An 18,819-nucleotide genomic window follows, 5' to 3' on the forward strand; every position below is an offset into this window, starting at 1 on the left:
AGCAGATGGCTATTAAATCAAGAAAATTAACCGGAAAACAAAAAGCGGCTATTTTGCTTATTGCATTAGGACCAGATGTTTCGGCACAAGTGTATAAACATTTGACCGAAGAAGAAATAGAGAAAATGACACTTGAAATTACGAACGTCCGCAAGGTGGATGCACAATTAAAAGAGGAAGTGCTGGAACAGTTCCACCAAATTGCGTTGGCGCAAGATTATATTTCCCAAGGGGGGATCGCTTACGCGAAAATGGTCCTTGAAAAAGCGTTAGGCAAAAATGATGCCATGAATATTATCAACCGGCTGACCCAAACGCTTCAAGTCCGTCCTTTCGACTTTGCGCGGAAAGCGGAACCGGCACAAATTTTGAATTTTATCCAGCATGAACACCCGCAGACAATAGCGCTTATCCTTTCCTATCTTGATCCAGGCGTATCAGGGCAAATACTTTCTGATTTGCCTCAAGAAATGCAAGCGGATATTGCGAAAAGAATGGCAACGATGGACCGGACGTCGCCTGAAATTATTAACGAAGTCGAACAGATTCTTGAACGGAAGCTGTCTACAACTGTTACACAGGACTACACACAGACCGGTGGAGTCGAGTCTGTTGTTGAGGTGCTAAATAGTGTTGACAGGGCAACTGAGAAAACGATTCTTGATGCGTTGGAAATTCAAGATCCCGAATTGGCTGAAGAAATTAAGAAGCGAATGTTCGTATTCGAAGATATTGTTACGCTCGATAACCGCGCCATTCAGCGCGTCATTCGCGATGTGGAAAACGAGGATTTATTACTGTCTTTAAAAGCAGCTAGCGAAGAAGTAAAAGAGATCATTTACAGCAATATGTCCCAGCGTATGGTTGAAACATACAAAGATGAGCTTGAATATATGGGCCCTGTCCGGCTAAGGGATGTAGAAGAAGCACAAATGCGCATTGTAGCTGTTATTAGAAGACTGGAGGAATCTGGAGAAATCGTCATTGCACGCGGTGGAGGTGACGACATCATTGGTTAACTTAATTAAATGTACAACGGAAGACTTAGATAAAAACGCAAAATTGATTGCATTGAAAAGGTCTGTTCAGATAAAGACACGCCATAATGAAAATAACGAAGATTTGAATACAGATTTCCGTGGGCAAAAAGCTAATGAAATGATTGCGGAAGCGAAAGAAGAAGCGGATAAACTTCTGAATGAAACAGAAAAATTGATTCAAAAAAAGAAGCAGCAATTACAAAAAGAAGAAGAAGCGCTCCAAAATAAAATAAATGAAGCACTTGAAGAAGCAAGACTCCAAGGCTACCAAGAAGGGTATGATCACGGCAGGATGGACGGAGAAGAGTCGATTCGCCAATCTGTCTTGGAAGCCCAGCGGCTTGTAGATGCAGCAAAAAAGGATTATTTGAACAAATTAAAAGAAGCCGAACCTGAAATCGTCAAAATCGCCGTTCAAATAACAGAAAAAATAATTGGCGAAACGTTGAAACAACAACCAGAACAGTGGACAAGCTTAGTTAAGACCGTATTAAAGGAAGTAAAAGAACATGAAAACATCCGAATTATCGTCCATCCAACGAAATATGAACGAACGGTTCGGCAAAAAAGAGAGCTGCTATCTGTATTGAACGATTCAACAGACCTGTCCATTTACCCTGATCAAGAATTACATGAAAATGGATGCTTAATTGAAACATCGTTTGGAACGATTAATGCTTCGATTGACAGCCAGCTTTCAGAAATCAAACGACAGCTTATTGAATACGTAGAGGAATTAGAAAATGCTTAGTAAATTGATTGATGCAATCGAACAGGTTGATCCGTATAAACGTTTTGGGAAAGTCACAAGGGTTGTCGGATTGATGATTGAGTCAAAAGGGCCTGAAACATCAGTTGGCAATGTTTGTTTTTTACACATTGGCAAGCGAAAGAAGAGAGTCGTGAAAGCGGAGGTTGTTGGATTTCGCGATGAATATGTTTTGTTAATGCCGTTTACGAACGTTACGGATATTTCACCGGGGACATTAGTTGAAGATACCGGAAAACCGTTGCATATTAAAGCGGGGCTAGAACTTATCGGAACGGTTCTGGATGGCATTGGGAACCCTCTCGATGGAAGTGAGCCGATGAGAGGATTGTTTCCTGTACCAACGGATAATGAGCCGCCAAACCCATTATCTCGCCCCCGCGTACAACAACCGATCGAAATCGGAGTGCGCGCCATCGATAGCTTGCTAACGATAGGAAAAGGCCAAAGGATTGGGATTTTTGCCGGATCAGGGGTCGGGAAAAGCACATTGCTGGGTATGATCGCAAGAAATTCCAATGCGGATGTTAACGTGATTGCACTTATTGGCGAGAGAGGCCGTGAAGTGCTGGAATTTGTTGAGAAGGACTTAGGTGAACAAGGCTTAAATCGGTCGATTGTGATCGCTGCAACCTCTGACCAACCTGCATTAATGCGCATAAAAGGCGCATTGACCGCGACAGCGATTGCTGAATATTTTCGAGATCAAGGCTTGAGTGTCATGTTAATGATGGACTCCGTCACGAGGGTTGCAATGGCGCAGCGGGAAATCGGTTTAGCGATTGGGGAGCCTCCTACAACAAAGGGATACACCCCGTCTGTCTTTTCATTGCTTCCAAAACTTCTTGAACGTTCCGGAACGAATAAATTGGGCGCGATAACTGCGATTTATACTGTCCTCGTTGACGGTGATGATTTTAATGAGCCGATCGCTGATACCGTAAGAGGGATATTAGATGGCCATTTTATTCTTGATCGGCAGCTTGCAAATAAAGGGCAATTTCCAGCGCTTAATATTTTAGAGAGTGTCAGCCGTGTCATGCCAAATATCGTTTCTTCCGATCATCTTTATGCTGCACATCACTTTAGGGACTTGCTCTCTACCTACCGTGAAGCAGAGGATTTAATTAATATCGGGGCTTATAAAACCGGAACATCCAAAAAAATAGACGAAGCGATCGCAGCCAAAGAGAAAATGATTGCTTTTCTAAAACAAGAAGTTGATGAACATGCCTCTATTGAAGAATCGATTCAATTGCTTATTAAGCAATTTTGCAAAGGAGAATGAAGATGGCTTTCCATTTTCGCCTTGATAAAGTACTGACAATAAAAGAAAAGGAAAAAAATCTTTCTGAGCTCGAGTACGCCGATGCAAGGCAGCAATTTGAAAAAGCGGCAAGGCGTTTATACGAACTATTAAAGAAAAAGGAAGACTTAGAAAAACAATATGAACAAAAAATGCAAGTTGGCGTAATGGCAGATTCATTGCTGCAATACAGCTACCATTTGCAAACATTACAAACAAGCATCACCCAAGAACAATTAAACGTAAATCGGGCTAAATTTTTAATGGAAGGCAAACACCAAAAGATTATCCAAAAATCAGTTGAAGTAAAAAAATACAACCGATTAAAGGAAAAACATTTTGCCCATTTTAAAAACCAACTAAAAAAAGATGAAAGTAAGCAATTGGATGAACTTTCTTTAATAAAGCCAGGTGAATGGCATGGGATTTAGCAAGCTTCAGTGGTTCTTTTTCGTCTTTTTAATCCCATTGATTTTTGCAATTGTTGTATACGGTGTTGTTTTATCGTTTATGGGAAAAAGTATTTTTGACCAGTTTAAGACTGTCGGCTCCCATATTCCAATCGTATCAACTTTTTTTGATGAAGAGAAAAAGGATCAAAATGACATTTCATTGGAAAAAGAGGTAGCCCGCCTCACGGAAAAAATTAGGCAGCAAGAAGAAGAAATTGAAAAGTTAGAGCAAAAACTACAAGACAAAGATAACGAATTAGTAGAAACGAAGCAAACCATTGTAAAGCTTGAAAAACAATTGCAAACAGAGGAAGAAGAAACGTTAAGTGATGAAACGAGTGTAAAGGACACAGGGAAATTACTTCTATCCATGTCTCCAAAAGACGCAGCTTTAATTATTTCCGAGATGGAAAATAAGGATGTTATCACGTTGTTCAAAACGTTTAAACCAGAAGAGAGTGGAAGAATTTTAGCAAAGCTGGAGCCGAACAAAGCTTCCAATATTATGAAGCAACTTATGTCAGAAGAATAATCATCACCTGCTTGAAAGGGGGTGAGAACGAAATGAATCGGATAGGTGAATACTTTCTGCAGCTAGGGCCTGAAGGGCAGAGCAGGTCAATGAATGATGCTGCTCAACCGTTTACCAGTGAACGGCCATTTCACTTATTTCTTGAAAAAGAAATGAATATGGAGAAGAAAGCTAAATCTTTTTTTGATGATTTACAGATTGGCAACGATAGTGAACAAAATCAGTTTAAAAAAGCGATAAAATCATTAATCGGTTTTACTGAAGAGGAGTGGGAAGGGTTGCTTGGATCAAAGTCATTAAGGCAAAAGCTTCCTGAACTAGCAGAATGGCAGTCTGAAGCTGAAGAGATCATGCAAATTGAAGACCAAGAGCCAATGATGGAACCGCTAATCCATTCGTTTTTATCAATAATTGGTTTTTCAACGCCGGACAGTCCAGCAAACTTAAACGCAATCATTCAAACGCTTCAACATAGCGACTATTCCGATGATGCAAAACACCTATTTTTTCGATTGATAAATGCTTTGGAATCGGAACATCGAACACCAAATGATGAAAACGAAGAAGTGAATGCATCCAATGTTACCGATAAGCGGATAGGCACTTCGCATCTTCCTGAGAAAGAAAATGAACAAACAAAGCTTCTTGAAACGGTTCAATTTCTTTTACATTTCACTGAAGAAGATTGGGAGGCGATTCTCGGAACAGAACGATTCAATCAGATGCTTCCTGCACTGCGAGAATGGCAGTCTGAAGCTGAAGAAATGATCCGAGCTAAGGACCGAGAGCCAATGATGGAGCGGTTCATCCAGTCCTTTTTAACGATTGCAGGCTTTACACTTCCAGCGAATTTGGCAGACTCACGGTCAACTGTCGAACTTGGCCGCTATCATGATGATGCGAAAACTCTCTTTTTGCGGCTGGCGAATTTTTTAGAAGCGAATCGTGAAACGGTTCAACGTAGCGATCGGACCCATTTTGAAAATGCCATTCTACGTTCAAATCACTTCGTTGCGTCCGCTGTTTCCGAAGGAAGTGAATTTAACAATAGGAGTCATATGAAGACTGAAAAAGCTACTGAACCACGTATCATTTTGCAGCCGGGCCATTTTTTTCAACAAGCATCGATGGATAAACTCCAACAGCTTGAATGGCGGATGCATGTAACGAACAGAATGAACGAGAGTTCTTTAGCTAACCAATTGGAAAGGCTGATGGGGAACAGCCGTTTACACACCTTTAAAAACGGTATAACGGAATTAAGCATCAGGCTGTACCCAGAACATCTTGGCTCACTCGCTATTAAACTCATTCACCAGAATGGTGAATTGATTGCTAGAATAACAGCGCAAACTGAAACTGCAAAACAATTAATTGAATCGCAATTGCATCAGCTGCGCCACGCATTTATTGCTCAACAGATCAACGTCGAGAAAATCGAGATTGGACAACAATCTCACCATTCACAGCAACAAGCTCAACATGAAGGTTCAAGGCAAGGAAATGGACGAAATGCTGAGCAAGAAATGGAACAAACGAATGATTATGAAAATCAGCAAAAAGAAGAAGAGGAAGAATCTTTTAAGAAATGGCTAGAAGCACTTTCGTTTTAAAGAAAGGAGAAGGGTATGGAGAGCAACAAGCTTGATGACTCCTTGTTTTTATCAAACTTGCCCCAAAAAACGACAGGCAACAGTTCATTAGGTAAAGATGAATTCATGAAGATACTGATTACACAACTGCAAAACCAAGATCCATTAAATCCAATGGAAGACAGGGAATTCATTGCACAAATGGCAAGCTTTTCGAGTTTAGAACAGATGATGAACATGACAAAAATGTTTGAAGGGTTCATTGCAACTCAAACGAACGGCCTAATTGTCCAAAACAGCCAAATGATTGGGAAGGAAGTTAAGTATATTACTTATCAAGGAATTGATGATGAAGAAATGGAAGAAGTGACGAAAACAGGTATCGTGACAGCTGTTTCTTTCAAAGGTGGGGAAATGTTATTTGAGCTTGATAATAAAGAAAAGGTAAAACCGGAATTTATCTACGAAATTCGTGAACATAAAGAGACCCCTTCATCTGAAAGCTAGAAGGTGATCGTGTGATAAATTTCCGAGTTCAACACCCTCCTATTCAGCCATCTGATGCCCATCATCAGGCTACAGGTAATAAAACAAACAACAACAATTTTAAAGAACTTTTCAAAACGGAGTTAACAAACGAAACAAATTTAAAAGTAAGCAAACACGCCGAGACACGCTTTCAGCAAAGGGGAATTTCACTGTCAAATGAAGTGTGGAAAAAGGTGGAAAATGCAGTTGATCATGCACGAACGAAAGGTGTAACAGAAGCGTTAGTTTTAACGAAAGAAGCGGCACTCGTAGTTAGTACGAAAAACAAGCTTGTCATTACTGCGCTCGATCGCAAAAGCGCAGAGGAACAAATTTTCACGAATATTAATGGGACAATTCTAATAGAAAAATAGGCTGGACCTGACGGAGGCCAATCGCTGTGGAATGATGGAAGCAGCTAATTATGAAATGAAAAGGGGTAATGTGACGTGCTACGTTCATTGTATTCAGGAATTAGCGGAATGAAAAATTTTCAAACAAAAATGGATGTTATCGGCAATAACATTTCAAATGTGAATACGTACGGCTTTAAAAAAGGAAGGGTGACATTTAGCGATTTAGTGAGCCAACAACTTGCTGGTGCGAATGCCCCTGCCCCTGCAGGAGGAACAGGAGGAACAGGAGGAACAAATCCGAAACAAGTCGGTCTCGGCGCCCAAATCGCATCAATCGATACGATTCACACGGCAACAGCATTGCAAACGACAGGAAGGCCGCTTGATTTAGGGATCAATGGCGATGGGTATTTTGCAGTAACAGACGGAGAGAACGTTTACTATACTCGTGCTGGGAACTTTTACTTAGATGAGGAAGGATATGTTGTCAGTCCAGATGGCCTCTATTTAACACAAAATGGCACCACTGGTTCAAGAATTCGAATTTCGAGAAACACGACCGAAAGCTTCAGTATAGGGAAGGATGGAACAGTCAGTATTAAAGTAAGGAACAACGCTAATTTAGATACCTCTCAACAAATCCGATTAGCGGTGTTTTCAAATCCCGAAGGCCTTGAAAAAATTGGAGGAAACTTGTTTCGCAAAACAGTGAATTCGGGTGAACAGCAAGTCGAAACTCCTAATCAGGGTGGGGTAGGCTCCGTCATTTCTAACGCACTAGAAATGTCCAACGTCGATCTTTCTGAAGAATTTACAGAAATGATCGTTGCACAGCGCGGATTCCAGGCAAATACGAGAATCATCACAACTTCTGACGAGATTTTACAAGAATTAGTGAATTTAAAACGATAAGCAGGAGGAAGGGCTAAGGCAATCCTTAGCCCGTCAAATGAACGGACATGATTGAGCTTACACGGTTAAATGGGGAAACGTTTACTTTAAATGCGTTATATATTCAGCAAATCCAGTCATTTCCTGATACCACAATTACGCTTACGAACGGAGAACTAATTGTCGTTCAAGAAAAAGAGACAGAAGTTATACGGAAAACAGTAAATTTTTATAAGGAGATTAACGTTTTAGGTTTTCGGAAAGGGTTGGAGGGTCAATAATTGGTCAAAAATAAAATGGTTTTTACGATGGTTATTATTTTGCTTTCTATCTTAATTATTGGGATTGTTGCACTTATCGTATATTTTAAACTTGATAATCAACCATCCGGTGAGCCAACGATCGATGAAATTGTGGAATCGACCTGGCAAACCGAGGAAATAACAACAAATTTAAATGATAGCCATATCATACGGATTCAATTCAAAATCCAACTGGATAATAAAAAAGCGAAAGAAGAAATCGAAAAAAGAGATTTTCAAGTGAACAACATTATCATTAATGAATTGTCAAACATGAAAGCGGAAGACTTTAACGAAAAGGGAAGTCTGACATCATTAGAAGACCGTTTACAGCAACAAATAAATGAATTATTGTCAGACGGTGAAGTAACAAAAGTGTACACCATTCAAAAAATCATCCAGTAAATTTAAGGCTTGAAACAGAGGTGGGGCCTTTGTCAGATATATTGTCACAAAATGAAATTGATGCATTGCTTTCGGCGATTACAACCGGTGAAATGGATGCAGAAGAATTAAAGAGAGAAGACGAAGAACGAAAAGTTAAAGTCTATGACTTTAAACGCGCGCTTCGCTTTTCAAAGGATCAGATACGCAGCCTAACAAGGATTCACGAAAATTATGCGCGCCTGCTTACCACGCTATTTTCAGCTCAGCTTAGAACGTATGTTGATATAACGGTTGCTTCTGTTGAACAGCTTCCATATGAGGAATTCATTCGTTCAGTACCTTCTATGACAATTATGAATGTTTTCGAAGCCGCTCCCTTAGAAGGACGCATGCTCATTGAAGTTAACCCAAACATATCGTTTGCCATGCTTGACAGATTGCTTGGCGGCAAAGGCGAAAGCGTGAATAAAGTTGAAAACTTAACCGAAATTGAAACAAAATTAATGAAACAGTTGTTTGAAAACTCATTAGATGCATTCCAAGAAGCTTGGGAATCGATCATTGAGATCGAACCGACAATGCTTGATTTTGAAGTAAATCCGCAATTTCTCCAGCTTGTTTCACCAAATGAAACGGTTGTTGTCATTTCTTTAACGATGTCGATTGCCGAAACGAGCGGATTAATCAATATTTGTATCCCGCATGTCGTGCTTGAGCCTGTTATTCCGAATTTGTCCATGCATTATTGGATGCAGACGAATCAAAAAGCGCGATCTGAATATGAAGTGGAATTGCTTCAAAAAAGGGTTCAGCAAGCACATTTGCCAATTGTTGCCCAGCTTGGAACATCTGAAATAAATATAAATGACTTTTTACACCTCAATACGAACGATGTGATTCGATTAGAACAAAAAATTAGCGAGCCATTGCTTATAAAAATAGGAGAAACGCCTAAGTTTCTAGGCCAGCCAGGAAAAATCAGAAATCGAATGGCGATTCAAATATTGGAAGTGATGAAGGAGGGAGTGAATTTAGATGACTGATGGGATGCTTTCGCAGGAGGAAATCGATGCCCTTTTAAATGGCGGAGAAACGAGCGACTCTGCTGGCAGCAGCGAAGATGGAAGAGTGAGTCTAGATCAATATCTTAATGTCATTGAACAGGATGCGTTGGGTGAAATCGGGAATATTTCATTTGGAAATGCTTCGACCGCACTATCAATGCTGTTAAACCAGAAGGTCGATATTACAACACCTGTACTATCATTAATTTTTAGAAGTGAATTAGCGGCAGAATTCCCTCATCCCCATGTAGCGATCAATGTAAAATACACCGAAGGCTTTAAAGGTGAAAATGTAATGGTCATCCAAGAAAAGGATGCGCAAATCATTGCGGATCTTATGCTCGGAGGGGACGGGACAAACGTATCGGACGAGAGTCTCACTGACATTCAACTTAGTGCTGTACAAGAAGCGATGAATCAAATGATGGGTTCGGCATCGACTTCGATGTCAACGATTTTTAATAAAAAAGTTGATATTTCTCCTCCTTCAATTGAAAAGCTAAATGCTAAGCAAGGCGAGGGAACTGATCAAATTCCTCAAGATGAATATCTTGTAAAAGTTTCCTTTGCTTTAAAAGTCGGTGATTTAATTGATTCTAAAATCATGCAGATTGTCCCAATTCCTTTCGCAAAGGAAATGGTGAAAGAATTATTGGATTTACAAGCAGCAGAACTTGGCGATGATGCTGAGGTGGATGAAGAACCAACCACTGCCCCAGAACCGCCAATACAAAATGAGGAGAAGAAAACAATCGCAGACATGCCTGAACATACGAATCACCTAAATCATTTTACCGAGCGTGCGAAGAATATTCAGCCTGCCGCTTTTTCTGACTTTGGAGAATTAACGAAGTCTGCACATGAGCCGAACAATTTAGACCTGTTGCTCGATATTCCTCTTCAAGTAACGGTAGAGTTGGGACGCACAAGCAGGGCAATTAAAGATATTTTGGATCTGTCAACAGGTTCAATCATTGAATTGGACAAACTTGCCGGAGAACCTGTCGATATATTAGTGAATAAGAAACTGATCGCAAAAGGCGAAGTCGTTGTCATCGATGAAAATTTTGGCGTTCGTGTAACAGATATCATTAGCCAAAAAGATAGAATAAGAAACTTGCAATAATACAGGAGGATTAGAAATGGCAAACCGTATTTTAGTAGTTGACGATGCAGCGTTTATGAGGATGATGGTAAAAGATATTTTGAGTAAAAATGGATATGAAGTTGTTGGTGAAGCAGGAGACGGAGCTGAAGCAGTGGAGAAGTATAAAGATCTTAAACCTGATCTTGTCACAATGGACATTACAATGCCGGAAATGGATGGGATCACTTCTCTTAAAAAAATCAAAGAAATCGATCCGGATGCAAAGGTGATCATGTGCTCTGCGATGGGACAGCAAGCGATGGTCATCGACGCGATTCAAGCCGGAGCGAAAGACTTTATTGTAAAGCCTTTCCAAGCGGATCGAGTGTTGGAAGCAATAAAAAAGACGCTAGGTTGAGTAGGTGTCATTTTTGTTAAAAAAGCTATTTATTATCTCCATGATGTCCATCCTTTGCTTTTTTGCGGTTAATGGGCAAGCACTTGCAGGCGCAGAAAAAAAAGACGAAACCGTTGATGAATGGCTGAAAAATGACTCGGCTTCCAATGACGATTCTCCTGTCGTGGATGAAGCTCAACTTACCGGTTCCAACAATGAAAGCTTAACTTTTGTTTTTGTTAAAATGCTGGCCGCTCTTGCCTTTATCGTTTTTCTCATCTATGCATTAGCAAAGTTCGTCAATAAACGAACAAAAACGTTTGGCGGAAACAGGGCGATTGAAACAATTGGCGGCGTTTCAGTGGGAAGCAATCGATCCATTCAACTTGTAAAAGTTGGAAATCGCCTTCTCGTTATCGGTGTGGGAGAATCCATTCATCTGTTAAAGGAGCTAACAGATAAGAATGAAATTGAAGCTTTGCTCAAGGAGCATGAAGGTAATTTTGGGTATGAAGACTTTTTTTCAAAGTCAAAACAGTGGCTTGAAAATCGAAAGTCGCCAAACCGCCAAAACTTCACATCTATCTTGGAACAACAATTAAACCGCATGTCTGAAAATCGAAAGAACGCGTATAAGGAATTTAACAAAAAGGAGTCAGGAAATGAATGAATTGATCCCCGGCATTGATTTGAATGTATTTACGAATCAGCCGGAAAACGTGGCAACGACTGTTCAATTGATGCTTTTGCTTACAGTTCTTTCGCTGGCTCCTGCAATTTTAGTATTAATGACATGCTTTACCCGAATTGTTGTTGTTCTTTCTTTTGTAAGAACGTCTCTTGCAACGCAGCAAATGCCGCCAAACCAAGTATTAATTGGATTATCGCTTTTTTTGACGTTTTTTGTTATGGCGCCGGTATTTCATGATGTCAATGAAAATGCAATCAAGCCTTTACGAAGTGGTGAGATTACTCAAGAAGAGGCATTTAAAGAAGCTTCTTATCCAATGAAAGAGTTTATGGCTAAATATACGAGGCAGAAAGATCTCGCTTTGTTTATGAGCTATTCGGAAATGGAGCGGCCCGAGTCGATTCAAGATGTTCCGCTAACAATACTTGTACCTGCGTTTGTCATTAGTGAATTAAAGACGGCGTTTGAAATTGGATTTATGCTTTTCGTTCCTTTCCTTGTCATCGATATGGTCGTTGCGAGCGTCTTAATGTCGATGGGGATGATGATGCTGCCGCCGATTATGATCTCTTTGCCATTTAAAATTTTATTATTTGTTTTAGTAGATGGCTGGTACCTTATCGTCCAATCACTTTTATTAAGTTATCGGTAGGTGAAATAACGTGACTTCAGAATTTGTCATATCGCTTGCGGAGAAGGGGGTGTACACGACACTTCTCGTCGCTGCACCACTATTGCTGCTGGCGCTCGCGGTTGGGCTGCTTGTCAGTATCTTCCAGGCAACAACCCAAATCCAGGAGCAAACATTGGCCTTTATCCCTAAAATTATTGCTGTGCTCTTATCGCTTGTTTTTTTCGGTCCTTGGATGCTTTCGCAGCTTCTCAATTTCACCTACGATATTTTTTCGAATTTGCAAAGGTTTGTTAGTTAATGGAACAATTTTTAAACGATTTTCCGGTTTTTTTGCTGATTTTCGTTCGAATTGCAGCTTTTTTTGTGGCGGCCCCATTTTTCTCATATCGGAACATTCCGGTTATAAATAAAATTGCAATTGCCGGAGCGCTTGCTTTTTTCGCTGGTTTTGCAATTGAAAGGCCGGAAATTGCAATCGATGGAATATTTGTCCTTTTAGTCTTAAAAGAAGCCATTGTCGGCCTTGGCATAGGGCTTATCGCAATGATGATGCTTTATGCGGTACAGGTTGCTGGAGGATTTATAGATTTGCAAATGGGTTTTGCGATTGCGAATGTCGTCGATCCCCAAACAGGTGCGCAAAGTCCACTTTTAGGCCAGTTTTTTTATATTTTTGCGTTGTTGTTTTTGTTAGCTGTAGATGGCCATCACATGCTGCTTGATGGAATTTTCAGCAGTTACCATCTCATCCCTGTCGAAAAATTGTTTTTTCCCTTTTCAGACGGACAGGCTGCAAAGCATGTGGCAGCTAGCTTTGTAAAAATGTTTATTATTGCTTTTCAAATGGCGGTGCCAGTTGTTGCGTCGCTGTTTCTTGTTGATGTCGCACTGGGAATTATTGCAAAAGCTGTTCCGCAGGTGAACGTATTTGTCGTAGGTTTGCCATTGAAAATTTTTGTGAGTTTTGTCGTGCTGCTTATTTCCTTTCCGGTTATCTTTTCGATCGTTCGTTACCTTTTTAAAGAAATGTTTTATGCGATGAGAACGCTAATGAAACTCGCTGGGGGAGTTTAGCTTGCCATATATCCGTATTGATTTGCAATTTTTTTCACAAGAAAAGACGGAAAAAGCGACACCGAAAAAACGCCAAGATGAACGGAAAAAGGGGAGAGTTTCAAAAAGTGCTGATGTCAATACAGCCATCATTTTATTCGTTGTTTTTTTATTTTTATGGTTTTTTGGCGGTTTTTTACGCGATGAACTTTTTGCGATTTTTGAAGTCGGGTTGAAAGACTATATTTTAATGGACGTTACAGAAAACACGGTACACCTTATGATGAGTGAACTTAGTTTTCAAGCAGCAAAAGTCGTATTGCCTATCTTATTGGCTGCGATAATTGGTGCTTTGCTAAGCAACTACATGCAAGTCGGCTTTTTATTTTCAACAGAACCGCTTGTGATGAAGCTGGAACGAGTCAATCCCATTCAAGGCGCTAAGCGCATTTTCTCGTTAAGGGCAATCGTGGAACTGCTAAAATCAATGCTTAAAATCGCGTTTATCGGGCTCGTAACCTTTGCGGTATTATGGTTCAGCAAGGACGAAGTATTTCGCTTAACCTCAACTTCGCCTGCAACTTCTTTAAGTGTAGTTGGAAGTTTAACAGTGAAAATGGGCCTGTTTGCTTCGATTTTGCTTCTATTTCTATCTATTTTTGATTACCTCTATCAAAAATATGATTTCGAAAAAAACATCCGGATGTCCAAGCAAGATATTAAAGATGAGTACAAAAAGGTTGAGGGCGATCCGCTTATTAAATCCAAAATCAAAGAAAAGCAGAGACAAATGGCGATGCAACGGATGATGCAGGAAGTACCGAAAGCTGACGTCGTTATCACTAATCCGACGCATTATGCTGTCGCGCTAAAATATGATGAAAATGAAATGGATGCCCCTGAGGTTATTGCAAAAGGCGTCGATTATGTCGCCTTAAAAATAAAAAGCATCGCTAAATCAAATGATGTCACGATCATAGAAAACAGGTCATTGGCAAGAGCCTTATATCATGAAGCTGAAATTGGCGAAACAATCCCTGAGCAATTATTTAAAGCCGTTGCAGAAGTGCTCGCGTATGTCTATCGATTGAAGGAAAAAATCTAGCAGCATACGTCATTTGATAGACAACTTTAATAGAGAAGGGAGGTAGGTATATTCATGAAACTCCGGGATTTATCCGTTTTGGGCGGTGTGATTTTAATTATCGCCATGCTCGTTATTCCATTTCCGCCAATGTTGCTTGATTTTTTAATTATAACGAATATCTTACTGGCGTTACTCATTATTCTCGTCTCAATGAACATGAATGAGCCTTTGCAATTTTCAATATTTCCATCTCTATTATTGCTTGTTACTTTATTTCGCCTCGGTTTGAATGTTTCAACGACACGTTCCATTCTAAGTAAAGCCGAGGCGGGCAATGTCATCGACACGTTCGGCAACTTTGTTATAGGCGGGAATGCTCTTGTGGGATTCGTCGTCTTTTTAATTCTCATCATTATTCAATTTGTCGTCATTACGAAAGGTGCGGAACGTGTATCTGAAGTGGCTGCGAGGTTTACTTTGGATGCGATGCCAGGTAAACAAATGAGCATTGATGCGGATTTGAATGCCGGAATGATTTCCGACACTGAAGCAAGGGAGCGCCGTCAAAAAATTGAAAAAGAAGCCGACTTTTACGGCGCGATGGATGGTGCGAGTAAATTTGTAAAAGGGGATGCGATTGCAGGCATTGTCATCGTCATTATCAATATTATTTTTGGAATCATTGTCGGCATGATGCAAATGGAAATGGACATCGGTACTGCTGTAAATACGTATACCGTCCTTACCGTTGGCGATGGCTTAGTTAGCCAAATTCCGGCATTAATTATCTCAACCGCAACTGGAATCGTTGTAACAAGAGCGGCATCGGATGGAAATTTAGGCCAGGATGTGACAGGTCAATTATTTTCTTATCCAAAAATGCTCATTGTAGCGGGAGCCACGATTTTGTTATTAGGGCTGTTCACCCCGATAAATGATTTAATCACCGTTCCAATTGCTGTTGCGGTAGGTGCCGGGGGCTTCTTCCTGCTACGCTCTGAACGGGAAAAAGACAAACATGAAATTGAAGAAGTTGACGAAATGAAGCATGAACAATTTAAGAGTCCTGAAAGTGTGATGGAGCTTCTCGAGGTTGATCCAATTGAATTTGAATTTGGCTATGGGTTGATTCCACTCGCGGATGCAAACCAAGGGGGCGACTTGCTCGATCGGATTATTATGATAAGAAGGCAGTTGGCGCTTGAACTTGGCATGGTTATCCCTGTAGTAAGAATAAGAGATAACATTCAGCTCCAGCCAAATGAGTACCGCATAAAAATTAAAGGGAATACAGTAGCGCACGGCGATATTTTGCTTGATCATTATTTGGCGATGAGCCCAGGTATTGATGATGAATCGATTGAAGGGGTTGAAACAATCGAACCGGCATTTGGCTTGCCGGCGCTATGGGTGAATGAAGAAATGAAAGAAAAAGCCGATATGGCAGGGTATACTGTCGTCGATCCCCCTTCGGTCATTTCCACGCATTTAACCGAAGTAATAAAAAAATATGCGTATGAATTGCTTGGAAGGGAAGCTACAAAGCAACTCGTTGACCATCTAAAAGAAAGCTACCCAACGACTGTTGAAGAAGTGACGCCTGACCCTTTGTCGATAGGAGATATTCAAAAGGTTCTTTCAAAATTGTTAAGAGAAAGAGTCTCAATACGAAATCTGCCTGTTATTTTTGAAACGTTGGCGGATTTTGGCCAGATGACAAAAGATACAGAACTGCTGACCGAGTACGTAAGACAGTCATTGTCCCGCCAATTAACGAGCCAATATGTTGGAGAGGATAATGTAATGAAAGTCGTTACGCTCGGGGGTTCGGCGGAAAAAGCAATTGCTGATTCGATTCAGCAAACGGAGCACGGCAATTATTTAGCATTGGATCCGGTGGAAAGTGAACAGCTATTCCATAATATTAAAAAGGAGATTGAGCGTATTGCATGGGAACATTCCGCGGTTTTGCTTTGTTCTCCCGCGGTAAGAATGTATGTGAAGCAATTAATTGAAAGGTATCTGCCGGATGTCGCAGTTCTTTCATACAACGAACTTGAGCCGGATGTTGAAGTTCAAAGCGTTGGAGTGGTGAATCTGACATGAAGGTGAAAAAGTATATTGCGTCTACAATGCCTGAAGCAATGGGGCGAATCCGCCAAGAAATGGGGGATGAAGCGGTCATACTGAAATCAAGAGAAATTGCAAAGGGTGGTTTCCTAGGTTTATTTACGAAGAAATATATCGAGGTCATTGCGGCCGTTGATCAAAGTGAACAAAACGTGATAAGAAACCCAAAACCATTTGAAACCGAAAGCGAAGAACGGTCGCTTCTTTCTGAAATGAAACAGCTAAAGGAAGAAATAAAGCAGCTAAGCCGACCGAAAGAAAAACAACATGCCCTATTTGATGAAATAAACGAGCTATTAATGTCGCAAGAGATTCGAAAACCACTCATTCAGCAAATCAATAACGATTTAAAGGAACGCTATGAGAAACAGCAGTTAAAATCCATCCCATTTGAAACGCAAAAAGAATGGGCAATGGAATGGTTAACCAAAATGCTTAATGAAAAAGAGATCGCTGGTTTTCAGTATGAAAAACGTTTGCTTAACATTGTTGGGCCGACAGGTGTTGGAAAAACGACGACGATCGCGAAAATTGCCGCAAAAGCCGTGCTAAAAGATAACAAAAAAGTGGCTTTTATAACGACAGATACGTACCGAATTGCGGCAATTGAACAATTAAAAACGTATGCAACGCTATTAAATGTCCCGGTAGAGGTCGTTTACAACGAAGATGATTTTGCGGAAGCGGCTAAAAAATTCAGTTCTTATGATTTGGTTTTAGTTGATACAGCAGGCAGAAACTTCCGAGAACATAAATTTGTCAAGCAATTGGATAAGACGATTGATTTTAATCAAGACATGGAAACATACCTCGTTTTGTCTCTTACTTCGAAATATGAAGACATGAAGGCAATCGTGCATCAATTCAATCAACTGCCAATTGAGAAAATCATTTTTACAAAAAAAGATGAAACGTCAAGTTTTGGCGCGATGTTAAATGTATTGTACGAGTTTCCGTTAGGGATTGCTTATATTACAGACGGACAAAATGTTCCAGAAGATATCATTGTTCCGTCAATCGATTACATTTTACATTGCATATTCGGGGGTCAAGAAGATGAAAATTGATCAAGCCGAAAATTTGAGAAAGCAAATTGCAAGCGCCAAGTCAGGAAGAAAGACAAAGGTTGTTTCCATCGTTAGCGGAAAGGGAGGAGTTGGCAAAACAAACATTTCGATTAACTTGGCCATTGGATTGAGCCAAATTGGAAAAAAAGTGCTTCTTGTTGATTTGGATATTGGAATGGCAAACATTGATATCGTAGCGGGAGTTTCAGCCCAAGCAACCATTGTTGACATGATTGAGGAGAAACTTTCCATTTACGATATTATGGCCGATGGACCTGCTGGAATTTCGATGATCGCAGGCGGAAGCGGTTTATCCTTTTTGTTTCAGTTAAATGCGATTAAGTTTTCATATTTTTTAAGGCAGATTGAGCAGCTGGAACACCAATTTGATTACATTTTTTTTGATATGGGGGCAGGTATAACAAAGGATAGCATGAGCTTCATTCTTTCGAGCCATGAAGCCATCTTAGTTTTAACGCCTGAACCAACATCGATTACTGATGGCTACGCTCTTGTTAAGGCACTCCATGCCGAGGATGACCGACTTCCTATCTATACGATTGTCAATGCTTGCGAGAATGAAAATGAGGGCTATGAAGCCGCCTTACGCTTTAAACGGGCAGCGCATGACTTTTTAGGCAAAGAGGTAGCGATGATTGGCGCACTCCCGTTTGATCGAACCGTTTCTAGGGCTGTCCGTGAGCAAGTTCCTTTTCTCTTATCAGCCCCAAAGTCGAAAGTAAGCTTAAGCATGAAGAAAATTATTTTTACTTACAGCGGCCAAGAGATAAAGACAAAAAAAGAATTTGGCAATTTCCTCACAAAACTTACGAAACTGCTTACACCAATGTTAAAAAGAGGGAGCAACAATGGCGAATAATCAACTCGTTTGCATCGGAACCAGCACGGGGGGGCCAAGGGCACTTCAATACTTGCTGCCGCAATTTCCTAAAAACCTGCCTATCCCCATACTCATCGTCCAGCATATGCCGCCGATATTTACAAAGCTGCTTGCAGAACGATTGGATAAAATTTCACAAATCCATGTGAAAGAAGCAGAACACGGGGAAGCCGCTATCGAGGGAACAGCCTACATTGCGCCAGGCGGATATCATATGACAGTTACGCACATAGACGGCACTCTAAAAATTCAGCTTGATGAATCAAAACCTGTGAAAGGGCACCGCCCTTCGGTTGACCGGCTGTTTTGCTCCCTCTTGGAAGCGGAGAATTTTGAGATCATCACTGTCTTGCTAACAGGGATGGGTTCTGACGGTACAAACGGCTTGAAACGGATTAAAATGGCTCACCCGCAGAACGTAAGAGCAATTGCCGAAGCAGAAAAATCTTGTATCGTATTCGGTATGCCGAAATCAGCAATACAAGCAAATATAATCGATGAAATTGTGGAATTGGAAAAAATATTTGAAACGATAATGAAACATGTACAGTAG

The 18,819-nt window shown here is 40.5% G+C and carries 23 protein-coding genes; all 23 read left to right on the top strand.

The window, feature by feature from the left end:
- Positions 1 to 5 precede the first annotated feature (5 nt).
- Complete coding sequence (gene fliG / locus DCC39_RS01015) at positions 6 to 1,019, top strand: flagellar motor switch protein FliG (RefSeq protein ID WP_116553006.1); 1,014 nt, start codon at positions 6 to 8, stop codon at positions 1,017 to 1,019.
- Complete coding sequence (fliH, locus tag DCC39_RS01020) at positions 1,012 to 1,791, top strand: flagellar assembly protein FliH (RefSeq protein WP_165820753.1); 780 nt, start codon at positions 1,012 to 1,014, stop codon at positions 1,789 to 1,791. The genes fliG and fliH overlap by 8 nt, the downstream gene beginning before the upstream one ends.
- Positions 1,784 to 3,097, top strand: a complete 1,314-nt coding sequence (gene fliI / locus DCC39_RS01025; RefSeq protein ID WP_116553008.1) for a flagellar protein export ATPase FliI — start codon at positions 1,784 to 1,786, stop codon at positions 3,095 to 3,097. Before fliH ends, fliI begins: the two co-directional genes overlap by 8 nt.
- 2 nt (positions 3,098 to 3,099) lie before the next feature.
- Positions 3,100 to 3,546, top strand: a complete 447-nt coding sequence (fliJ, locus tag DCC39_RS01030; RefSeq protein WP_165820754.1) for a flagellar export protein FliJ — start codon at positions 3,100 to 3,102, stop codon at positions 3,544 to 3,546.
- Positions 3,536 to 4,099: a MotE family protein gene (locus DCC39_RS01035; protein ID WP_116553010.1), complete on the top strand. Its 564-nt coding sequence runs from the start codon at positions 3,536 to 3,538 to the stop codon at positions 4,097 to 4,099. The genes fliJ and DCC39_RS01035 overlap by 11 nt, the downstream gene beginning before the upstream one ends.
- A 32-nt stretch (positions 4,100 to 4,131) precedes the next feature.
- On the top strand, positions 4,132 to 5,712 hold the full coding sequence (locus tag DCC39_RS01040) for a flagellar hook-length control protein FliK (RefSeq protein WP_116553011.1): 1,581 nt from the start codon (positions 4,132 to 4,134) through the stop codon (positions 5,710 to 5,712).
- A gap of 15 nt (positions 5,713 to 5,727) precedes the next feature.
- Positions 5,728 to 6,198 (top strand): flagellar hook assembly protein FlgD, encoded by a 471-nt coding sequence (gene flgD / locus DCC39_RS01045; RefSeq protein WP_116553012.1) that lies wholly within the window; start codon positions 5,728 to 5,730, stop codon positions 6,196 to 6,198.
- Positions 6,199 to 6,209: 11 nt separating this feature from the next.
- A complete protein-coding gene (locus DCC39_RS01050) occupies positions 6,210 to 6,593 on the top strand; it encodes a TIGR02530 family flagellar biosynthesis protein (protein ID WP_240613475.1) in 384 nt (127 codons plus the stop codon).
- 75 nt (positions 6,594 to 6,668) lie between these two features.
- On the top strand, positions 6,669 to 7,487 hold the full coding sequence (gene flgG / locus DCC39_RS01055) for a flagellar basal body rod protein FlgG (protein WP_116553013.1): 819 nt from the start codon (positions 6,669 to 6,671) through the stop codon (positions 7,485 to 7,487).
- A gap of 47 nt (positions 7,488 to 7,534) precedes the next feature.
- The gene (locus DCC39_RS01060; protein WP_116553014.1) at positions 7,535 to 7,747 is read left to right on the top strand and encodes a flagellar FlbD family protein; all 213 of its coding nucleotides are present in this window, start codon (positions 7,535 to 7,537) and stop codon (positions 7,745 to 7,747) included.
- Positions 7,748 to 8,173 (top strand): flagellar basal body-associated protein FliL, encoded by a 426-nt coding sequence (fliL, locus tag DCC39_RS01065; protein ID WP_116553015.1) that lies wholly within the window; start codon positions 7,748 to 7,750, stop codon positions 8,171 to 8,173. It abuts the gene before it with no gap.
- 29 nt (positions 8,174 to 8,202) lie between these two features.
- On the top strand, positions 8,203 to 9,198 hold the full coding sequence (gene fliM, locus DCC39_RS01070) for a flagellar motor switch protein FliM (RefSeq protein WP_116553016.1): 996 nt from the start codon (positions 8,203 to 8,205) through the stop codon (positions 9,196 to 9,198).
- On the top strand, positions 9,191 to 10,345 hold the full coding sequence (gene fliY / locus DCC39_RS01075; protein ID WP_116553017.1) for a flagellar motor switch phosphatase FliY: 1,155 nt from the start codon (positions 9,191 to 9,193) through the stop codon (positions 10,343 to 10,345). The genes fliM and fliY overlap by 8 nt, the downstream gene beginning before the upstream one ends.
- A 16-nt stretch (positions 10,346 to 10,361) precedes the next feature.
- Positions 10,362 to 10,724, top strand: a complete 363-nt coding sequence (locus DCC39_RS01080; RefSeq protein WP_116553018.1) for a response regulator — start codon at positions 10,362 to 10,364, stop codon at positions 10,722 to 10,724.
- 13 nt (positions 10,725 to 10,737) lie between these two features.
- On the top strand, positions 10,738 to 11,373 hold the full coding sequence (locus tag DCC39_RS01085) for a flagellar biosynthetic protein FliO (protein WP_116553019.1): 636 nt from the start codon (positions 10,738 to 10,740) through the stop codon (positions 11,371 to 11,373).
- Positions 11,366 to 12,046 carry a flagellar type III secretion system pore protein FliP gene (gene fliP, locus DCC39_RS01090; protein WP_116553020.1) on the top strand — a complete coding sequence of 227 codons (681 nt, stop codon included), beginning with the start codon at positions 11,366 to 11,368 and terminating at the stop codon, positions 12,044 to 12,046. The genes DCC39_RS01085 and fliP overlap by 8 nt, the downstream gene beginning before the upstream one ends.
- A gap of 10 nt (positions 12,047 to 12,056) precedes the next feature.
- Positions 12,057 to 12,326 carry a flagellar biosynthesis protein FliQ gene (fliQ, locus tag DCC39_RS01095; RefSeq protein WP_116553021.1) on the top strand — a complete coding sequence of 90 codons (270 nt, stop codon included), beginning with the start codon at positions 12,057 to 12,059 and terminating at the stop codon, positions 12,324 to 12,326.
- Positions 12,326 to 13,102: a flagellar biosynthetic protein FliR gene (gene fliR / locus DCC39_RS01100; RefSeq protein ID WP_116553022.1), complete on the top strand. Its 777-nt coding sequence runs from the start codon at positions 12,326 to 12,328 to the stop codon at positions 13,100 to 13,102. The genes fliQ and fliR overlap by 1 nt, the downstream gene beginning before the upstream one ends.
- Before the next feature lies 1 nt (position 13,103).
- The gene (gene flhB, locus DCC39_RS01105) at positions 13,104 to 14,186 is read left to right on the top strand and encodes a flagellar biosynthesis protein FlhB (RefSeq protein WP_116553023.1); all 1,083 of its coding nucleotides are present in this window, start codon (positions 13,104 to 13,106) and stop codon (positions 14,184 to 14,186) included.
- A 54-nt stretch (positions 14,187 to 14,240) separates the two neighbouring features.
- Entirely contained in the window at positions 14,241 to 16,274 is a 2,034-nt protein-coding gene (gene flhA / locus DCC39_RS01110) for a flagellar biosynthesis protein FlhA (RefSeq protein WP_116553024.1), read from the top strand.
- The gene (gene flhF / locus DCC39_RS01115) at positions 16,271 to 17,365 is read left to right on the top strand and encodes a flagellar biosynthesis protein FlhF (protein ID WP_116553025.1); all 1,095 of its coding nucleotides are present in this window, start codon (positions 16,271 to 16,273) and stop codon (positions 17,363 to 17,365) included. The genes flhA and flhF overlap by 4 nt, the downstream gene beginning before the upstream one ends.
- The gene (locus DCC39_RS01120; protein WP_165820755.1) at positions 17,355 to 18,245 is read left to right on the top strand and encodes a MinD/ParA family protein; all 891 of its coding nucleotides are present in this window, start codon (positions 17,355 to 17,357) and stop codon (positions 18,243 to 18,245) included. Before flhF ends, DCC39_RS01120 begins: the two co-directional genes overlap by 11 nt.
- Positions 18,235 to 18,819: a CheB methylesterase domain-containing protein gene (locus DCC39_RS01125; RefSeq protein ID WP_116553027.1), complete on the top strand. Its 585-nt coding sequence runs from the start codon at positions 18,235 to 18,237 to the stop codon at positions 18,817 to 18,819. Before DCC39_RS01120 ends, DCC39_RS01125 begins: the two co-directional genes overlap by 11 nt.

The organism is Pueribacillus theae, assembly GCF_003097615.1.
GTDB lineage: Bacteria > Bacillota > Bacilli > Bacillales > UBA6769 > Pueribacillus > Pueribacillus theae.

Coding starts and splice junctions, on each gene's coding strand:
- fliG (WP_116553006.1), top strand. CDS start 6: ATGGCTATTAAATCAAGAAAATTAACCGGAAAACAAAAAGCGGCTATT.
- DCC39_RS01080 (WP_116553018.1), top strand. CDS start 10,362: ATGGCAAACCGTATTTTAGTAGTTGACGATGCAGCGTTTATGAGGATG.
- fliJ (WP_165820754.1), top strand. CDS start 3,100: ATGGCTTTCCATTTTCGCCTTGATAAAGTACTGACAATAAAAGAAAAG.
- DCC39_RS01040 (WP_116553011.1), top strand. CDS start 4,132: ATGAATCGGATAGGTGAATACTTTCTGCAGCTAGGGCCTGAAGGGCAG.
- fliR (WP_116553022.1), top strand. CDS start 12,326: ATGGAACAATTTTTAAACGATTTTCCGGTTTTTTTGCTGATTTTCGTT.
- flhF (WP_116553025.1), top strand. CDS start 16,271: ATGAAGGTGAAAAAGTATATTGCGTCTACAATGCCTGAAGCAATGGGG.
- DCC39_RS01035 (WP_116553010.1), top strand. CDS start 3,536: ATGGGATTTAGCAAGCTTCAGTGGTTCTTTTTCGTCTTTTTAATCCCA.
- fliY (WP_116553017.1), top strand. CDS start 9,191: ATGACTGATGGGATGCTTTCGCAGGAGGAAATCGATGCCCTTTTAAAT.
- fliI (WP_116553008.1), top strand. CDS start 1,784: ATGCTTAGTAAATTGATTGATGCAATCGAACAGGTTGATCCGTATAAA.
- fliP (WP_116553020.1), top strand. CDS start 11,366: ATGAATGAATTGATCCCCGGCATTGATTTGAATGTATTTACGAATCAG.
- DCC39_RS01125 (WP_116553027.1), top strand. CDS start 18,235: ATGGCGAATAATCAACTCGTTTGCATCGGAACCAGCACGGGGGGGCCA.
- DCC39_RS01120 (WP_165820755.1), top strand. CDS start 17,355: ATGAAAATTGATCAAGCCGAAAATTTGAGAAAGCAAATTGCAAGCGCC.
- flgD (WP_116553012.1), top strand. CDS start 5,728: ATGGAGAGCAACAAGCTTGATGACTCCTTGTTTTTATCAAACTTGCCC.
- flhA (WP_116553024.1), top strand. CDS start 14,241: ATGAAACTCCGGGATTTATCCGTTTTGGGCGGTGTGATTTTAATTATC.
- DCC39_RS01060 (WP_116553014.1), top strand. CDS start 7,535: ATGATTGAGCTTACACGGTTAAATGGGGAAACGTTTACTTTAAATGCG.